This is a genomic window from Streptomyces bohaiensis (assembly GCF_012033785.1).
In the GTDB taxonomy this organism is placed as follows: domain Bacteria; phylum Actinomycetota; class Actinomycetes; order Streptomycetales; family Streptomycetaceae; genus Streptomyces; species Streptomyces bohaiensis.
This window is the reverse complement of the sequence record NZ_JAAVJC010000251.1, coordinates 1-6816: the sequence shown is the minus strand read 5'-3', so window position 1 is coordinate 6816 and position 6816 is coordinate 1. Positions and strand designations below refer to the sequence as shown.

The window sequence follows — 6816 nt, the reverse complement described above, 5'->3', positions numbered from 1 at the left end:
GGGCCCGCCGGGGCCTGCGGGCTGCGGCGCCTGCGACGGAGCCCGGCGGCGTGCAGCCGGCGGACCACCTCCCGGCTGCCGACCTCCACGGCACCGCGCCGCACGGCGGCGGCGTGGGACTCGGCGGGCACGTCGTAGTGGTCGCGGTCGAACGCCCGGCGCGGCAGCCCGATGTCGGCGGCGAACTCGTGGAGTTCCCGCAGCGAGCTGTCACTGATGAGGTGGGACCACATGCGGCCGTGCCCCGGCCATTCGGGAGGATCGATGTAGACCGTCATCGCGGTCACCCCTTCCGGAGGTCGGCTTCGGCTTCGGTCCCCACATTGGACCAGAGTCCCGCAGACTTCGGAGCACCAAGGGCTTGACGGGGCACCCGCGACGAAAATACCTTTCACCTGTGAGGAATGGCATGAAGGAAAATTTCAGCCGGAGAGGTGACCGGGTCCGCCCCGCCCCCGCGCAGCCGCGACCCGCGCCGCCCGAGCCGGGCGCACTGGCCGCGAAGGTCCGCACGATGGCCCCCTCCATGACCCGTTCCATGCAGCGCGTGGCGGAGACGGTGGCCGCCGACCCCGCCGGTTGCGCCGCGCTCACCGTGACGGGCCTCGCGGAACGCACGGGCACCAGCGAGGCGACGGTGGTCCGCACCGCCCGGATGCTGGGCTACCCCGGCTACCGCGACCTGCGGCTCGCGCTCGCCGGCCTCGCCGCCCAGCAGGCGTCCGGCGCCGCGCCCGCCATCACCACCGACATATCGGTCGACGACCCGCTGACCGACGTCATCGCCAAACTCACCCAGGACGAGCGGCAGACCCTCGCCGACACCGCCGGCGCCCTCGACATCAGCCAGGTCGAGGCCGCGGTCAGCGCCATGGCCTCCGCCCGGCGCATCGACGTGTACGGCGTGGGCGCCTCCTCCCTCGTCGCCCAGGACCTGGCACAGAAACTGCTGCGCATCGGGCTGGTCGCCCACGCCCACGCCGACCCGCACCTCGCCGTCACCAACGCCGTACAGCTGCGCGCCGGCGACGTGGCCATCGCCATCACCCACTCCGGTCGCACCGTCGACGTCATCGAGCCGCTCCAGGCGGCCTTCGACCACGGCGCCACCACCGTCGCCGTCACCGGCCGACCGGACGGCGAGGTCACCCAGTACGCCGACCACGTCCTCACCACCTCCACCGCCCGGGAGAGCGAGCTGCGGCCCGCCGCCATGTCGAGCCGCACCAGCCAGCTCCTGGTCATCGACTGCCTCTTCATAGGCGTGGCCCAGCGGACCTACGAGACCGCGGCCCCGGCGCTCCGCACCAGCTACGAGGCCCTGGCCCACCGCCACTCACCGCGCGACGTGCGCTGACCCCCGCGGCCGGCAGCACCGCACTCCCCCGTTCCCGTCCCGCGAGAGAGCCGAACCCGGATGCCCACTCCCTATGGCGAGCTGCAGGCACAGCTCAGCACACTGACCACCGAGGCCTACCGCCCGGAACTGGCGGAGATCGACCAGCTGCCCACGCTGGAGATCGCCCACACCATGAACCGCGAGGACACCGCGGTACCGGCGGCGGTCGCCGCCCAGCTGCCGCAGATCGCGGCGGCCATCGACGCCACGGCCGAGCGGATGGCGCGTGGCGGCCGGCTGCTCTACCTGGGCGCCGGCACGGCCGGCCGGCTCGGGGTGCTGGACGCCAGCGAGTGCCCGCCGACCTTCAACACCGACCCGGACGAGGTCATCGGCCTGATCGCCGGCGGCCCGGGCGCGATGGTGAACGCCGTGGAGGGGGCGGAGGACAGCAAGGAGCTGGCCGCCGCGGACCTCGACGCACTGGGCGCGGGCCCCGACGACGTCGTCGTCGGGATCTCCGCCTCCGGCCGCACGCCCTACGCGGTGGGTGCGGTCGAGCACGCCCGCGGCCTCGGCGCACTCACGCTCGGCCTCTCCTGCAACGCGGGGTCGCCGCTCGCCGCCGCCGCCGACCACGGCATCGAAGTGGTCGTCGGGCCCGAGCTGGTCACCGGGTCCACCCGGCTGAAGGCGGGCACCGCGCAGAAGCTGGTCCTCAACATGATCTCGACCATCAGCATGATCCGGCTGGGCAAGACCTACGGGAACCTGATGGTCGACGTCCGCGCGTCGAACGAGAAGCTGCGGGCGCGCTCACGGCGGATCGTCTCGCTCGCCACCGGAGCGGACGAACCGACGATCGAGGCGGCGCTGGTCGCCACCGACGGCGAGGTGAAGAACGCCATCCTCACCATCCTCGGCGAGGTGGACGCCGCCACCGCCGAGCAGTTGCTCGCCACCTCGGGGGGCCATCTGCGGGCCGCCCTGACCGAGGCGACGAAACTGCCCTGAGCCCGCCCGGCGGCCGGCACGACCGCCGCCGCGCGCGTGCCCGGCGCCCGCCCACGGGGGAGCGGGCGCCGGGCACGATACGGCACCGGCGCGAGCGGGCCGGGCGGCTGGCTCGGAGCGCGTGTGCGACCCCACGCCGGGCCCACAACGCCGACTACGGCCCTCCGGCGCGTTGCCGGAGACGCCCGAGGACGACCCGCGGCATGAGGACGCCCCTCCGCCGTGCCGCCGGCCCGCGTCCGACACCGCGAGCGCGAGCCGTGACGCGGGGTCTCCCGCGCCCCCTCAGAGCTCGCGGATGACGCGCGCCGGGTTCCCCACGGCGAGCACGCCGGGAGGGAGGTCGCGGGTGACGACCGCCCCGGCCCCGACCACCGTGTTCTCCCCGATGGTCACCCCGGGGCAGACGATGACACCGCCGCCCAGCCAGACGTTGTCCCCGATGGTGATCGGCTCCGCCGCCTCCCACTTGGCGCGGCGCAGGTCGGCGTCGAGCGGGTGCGTCGGCGTCAGCAGCTGCACGTTGGGGCCGATCTGCACGTCGGCGCCGATGGTGATGGGCGCGACGTCGAGCATGGTCCCGCCGTTGTTGACGAAGCTGCGCGGGCCGATGGTGATGTACGAGCCGAAGTCCACGTGGAACGGCGGCCGGATCTCCGTGCCCTCGCCGAGTTCCCCGAGCAGTTCCGCCAGGATCGCCCGCCGGTCCTCGGGCCCGTCCGGGTCGGCGGTGTTGAAGCGGTGCATCAGCCGGGCGGACCGCGCCAGATCGGTCTGGATCTGGGGGTCGTCGGCCAGGTACAGCTCCCCCGACTGCATCCGCTCCCGCTGGCTCCGGCCGCTGTCCGCCTCGCGGGCATCCCTCGCGCCGTTGTCCGTGCTCGTCACCGCGACTCCTCCGTTCCTGGGGCCGCCGCCGTGAGGCGGCCGCTGGGGTACCACCGCCCCCTACCCTCCTCGGAGGGTGCGCCACGCCTGGACGGCGCGCCGGGAACGCCCGAGGGCGGTGCCCGGCCGTGAAGCCGGGGCACCGCCCTCGGGGTTGTCGCTGTCGACGCGGTCGTGGCGCGTCGCGACGGAACCTCGATCCGGAAGGATCAGAAGTCCATGCCACCGCCCATGCCACCGGTCGGGTCGGGCGCGCCGGCGGCGGCCTTCTCCGGCTTGTCGGCGATGACGGCCTCGGTGGTGAGGAAGAGCGCCGCGATGGAGGCGGCGTTCTGCAGCGCCGAGCGGGTCACCTTGGCCGGGTCCGGGATACCGGCGGCCAGCATGTCGGTGTACTCGCCGGTCGCGGCGTTCAGGCCCTCGCCCACGGGGAGGTTGCGGACCTTCTCGACCACGACGCCGCCCTCGAGACCGGCGTTGACCGCGATCTGCTTGAGCGGGGCCTCCAGGGCCAGCTTGACGGCGGCGGCACCGGTGGCCTCGTCGCCCGCGAGCTCCAGCTTCTCCAGCACGACACCGGCCTGCAGCAGGGCGACGCCACCACCGGCGACGATGCCCTCCTCGACGGCGGCCTTGGCGTTGCGCACCGCGTCCTCGATGCGGTGCTTGCGCTCCTTCAGCTCCACCTCGGTGGCGGCACCGGCCTTGATGACGGCCACGCCGCCGGCCAGCTTCGCGAGGCGCTCCTGGAGCTTCTCGCGGTCGTAGTCCGAGTCGCTGTTCTCGATCTCGGCACGGATCTGGTTGACGCGACCCTGCACGGCGTCGCTGTCACCGGCACCGTCGACGATGGTGGTCTCGTCCTTGGTGATGACGACCTTGCGGGCGCGGCCCAGGAGCTCCAGACCGGCGGACTCCAGCTTGAGGCCGACCTCCTCGGAGATGACCTGGCCACCGGTGAGGATGGCGATGTCGCCGAGCATGGCCTTGCGGCGGTCACCGAAGCCCGGGGCCTTGACGGCGACGGACTTGAAGGTGCCGCGGATCTTGTTGACGACCAGGGTGGACAGCGCCTCGCCCTCGACGTCCTCCGCGATGATCAGCAGGGGCTTGCCCGACTGCATGACCTTCTCCAGCAGCGGCAGGAGGTCCTTCACGCTGGAGATCTTGGAGTTGACGATGAGGATGTAGGGGTCCTCAAGCTCCGCCTCCATGCGCTCCATGTCGGTGGCGAAGTAGGCGGAGATGTAGCCCTTGTCGAAGCGCATGCCCTCGGTGAGCTCGAGCTCCAGACCGAAGGTCTGCGACTCCTCGACGGTGATGACGCCTTCCTTGCCGACCTTGTCCATGGCCTCGGCGATCAGCTCACCGATCTGGGTGTCGCCGGCGGAGATGGAGGCGGTCGAGGCGATCTGCTCCTTGGTCTCGACCTCCTTCGCCTGCTCCAAGAGGGCGTCGGAGACCTGGGCCACGGCGGCCTCGATGCCGCGCTTCAGCGCCATCGGGTTGGCGCCGGCGGCGACGTTGCGGAGCCCCTCGCGGACGAGGGCCTGCGCCAGCACGGTGGCGGTGGTGGTGCCGTCACCCGCGACGTCGTCGGTCTTCTTCGCGACCTCCTTGACGAGCTCCGCGCCGATCTTCTCGTACGGGTCCTCCAGCTCGATCTCCTTGGCGATGGACACACCATCGTTGGTGATCGTGGGGGCGCCCCACTTCTTCTCGAGGACGACGTTGCGGCCCTTGGGACCGAGCGTGACCTTGACGGCGTCGGCGAGCTGGTTCATCCCGCGCTCGAGGCCGCGCCGAGCCTCCTCGTCGAACGCGATGATCTTGGCCATGTGAAGTGGTCCTCCCGGATCGGGGTGGATTGCTCCGGACCGCGCTGGCGCCCGCGACGGACGGCACGCCCACACGGATGGTTCCCTGCTCCATCCAGCGGGCGGGCCTCACCGACCCGGTCCTGAATCTGTCACTCTCACCCTCAGAGTGCTAATGCCCAATGATTAGCACTCGACCCCCACGAGTGCAAGCCTGATCCGGGAGAACCCGTGCGGCGCCAGGGATCGACCCCCGGCGCATCGGCGCGCGACGGACGGCGCGGAGCGGCGGGCGAGCGCCGGTCACCCGCGCGCAGGCATCAAGGGCGACGGCGACGCGGCGGCGGCGCGCATCGGCGCACGGGGCCGGCAACTCACCCGGGCAACACGGGCGTCGGCGGCGCGGGGCCGGGAGGAGCGAGCCCCCTGCCGGCCGACCTGCGGCCGGGGAGGCGTCACGCGACGGGAGTCGGGCACCGGGCGGAGCGGGACCGGCATCGACCGGCACACCGGCGCAGCAGCGCATCGGTGACACACGTCGGGGCCCGTTCCCCAACCCGGGAGGAACGAGCCCCGACGCAGACCTGTCGGCCGGACGACCGCCGGCTCAGGCGGTCACCCGGACCATGTCGGCCTGCGGGCCCTTCTGGCCCTGCGAAATCTCGAACTCGACCCGCTGACCCTCCTCGAGGGTGCGGTAACCGTCCATCTGGATCGCGCTGTAGTGGACGAAGACGTCCGCACCACCGTCGACCGCGATGAAGCCGTACCCCTTCTCCGCGTTGAACCACTTGACGGTGCCCTGAGCCATTACGTACTCCCCTTTTGCCGGCCTTTCACGACCCCGCTTTTCGCGGACCGGGCCAGGCCCCGGGTGCCCACCCAGACAGTAGGGGGGCGTGCACCGAACGCACCGACCGCCGCTGAATGTATCTGCCCGGACGCCCTGTGCAACAGGTCATACGAGCGAGAAATCTTGACGCATCAGAACGGTCAAACTACTCAAAGTGACCATAAATGAGAATGTATCCACCGGGACAAGGCTCACGAAGCGGACAGAACACCCGGGTAAAAGTTCGGCAGTCTCCGGAGGGCTTCACGAACGCGCACGCCGACCGGGTGAGGCGGAAGCGAGTGTTCCGGCCACTCTAGCGCGGTCCGGACACCGCGACGCGCACCGGCCCGTCCGTCACCGCGGTGACGGACGGGCCGGTGCGCACGGGCTCGGAACGGCAGGGCGTGCGCGCCGGGCTCAGGCGCCAGGCGCGCGGTACCGGGAACGACCGGGCGCGACCGCCGTGATCAGCGGGCCGCGCAGCCGGCGGAACGGCTCAGCCCCCGGCGACGGCCGGAATGATCGAGACCCCCGCCCCGTCCGGGGTCGCGGTTCCCAGGCCCTCGGCGAACCGCACGTCGTCGTCGTTCACGTAGACGTTGACGAACCGCCGCAGCTTCCCCTCGTCGTCGAGGACGCGGGCGCCGATACCGGCGTGGTTGCGCTCCAGGTCGGCGAGGACGTCGGCGAGGGTCGCCCCCTCGGCGGGCACCTCCGACCGGCCGCCGGTGTAGGTGCGCAGAATGGTCGGGATGCGGACGGTGACGCTCATGGGGTGGCTCCTTCTGCGGTACGGGCCGGGGCGGGCACGCCGAGGGGCGGGCCGTCCCGTTCAGGGGGCGGTGACAGTGGACGCGCGGTGACAGCGGCCGGGCGGGCCCGCGCCCCGGCAGCGGGCGCCCCCGCGGCGCGGGGGTGCGGCG

Annotated in this window: 7 protein-coding genes; 2 read left to right on the top strand and 5 right to left on the bottom strand. The window is 72.3% G+C overall.

Annotation, left to right across the window (positions count from 1 at the left end):
* Positions 1-278: DUF4031 domain-containing protein (locus HCN52_RS20070; RefSeq protein ID WP_168089854.1), on the bottom strand; the 278-nt coding region annotated here is incomplete at its 3' end.
* Between the two features lie 131 nt (positions 279-409).
* On the opposite strand from HCN52_RS20070, the gene HCN52_RS20065 reads away from it, so the two are divergent.
* Together HCN52_RS20065 and murQ are read left to right on the top strand one after the other, a co-directional pair.
* Positions 410-1357, top strand: coding sequence for a MurR/RpiR family transcriptional regulator (locus HCN52_RS20065; RefSeq protein WP_168089853.1), 948 nt, complete (start codon positions 410-412; stop codon positions 1355-1357).
* A 60-nt stretch (positions 1358-1417) separates the two neighbouring features.
* On the top strand, positions 1418-2353 hold the full coding sequence (murQ, locus tag HCN52_RS20060; RefSeq protein WP_168089852.1) for an N-acetylmuramic acid 6-phosphate etherase: 936 nt from the start codon (positions 1418-1420) through the stop codon (positions 2351-2353).
* Positions 2354-2638: 285 nt separating this feature from the next.
* On the opposite strand, the gene HCN52_RS20055 is transcribed toward murQ, so the two are convergent.
* From HCN52_RS20055 to HCN52_RS20040, 4 genes are all read right to left on the bottom strand, one after another.
* Entirely contained in the window at positions 2639-3172 is a 534-nt protein-coding gene (locus tag HCN52_RS20055; RefSeq protein ID WP_168089855.1) for a sugar O-acetyltransferase, read from the bottom strand.
* Positions 3173-3450: 278 nt separating this feature from the next.
* Positions 3451-5079: a chaperonin GroEL gene (gene groL, locus HCN52_RS20050; protein ID WP_167971470.1), complete on the bottom strand. Its 1629-nt coding sequence runs from the start codon at positions 5077-5079 to the stop codon at positions 3451-3453.
* A 586-nt stretch (positions 5080-5665) separates the two neighbouring features.
* Complete coding sequence (locus HCN52_RS20045) at positions 5666-5869, bottom strand: cold-shock protein (RefSeq protein ID WP_004986573.1); 204 nt, start codon at positions 5867-5869, stop codon at positions 5666-5668.
* Between the two features lie 520 nt (positions 5870-6389).
* Positions 6390-6665 (bottom strand): MoaD/ThiS family protein, encoded by a 276-nt coding sequence (locus HCN52_RS20040; RefSeq protein WP_168089851.1) that lies wholly within the window; start codon positions 6663-6665, stop codon positions 6390-6392.
* Positions 6666-6816: the final 151 nt, after the last annotated feature.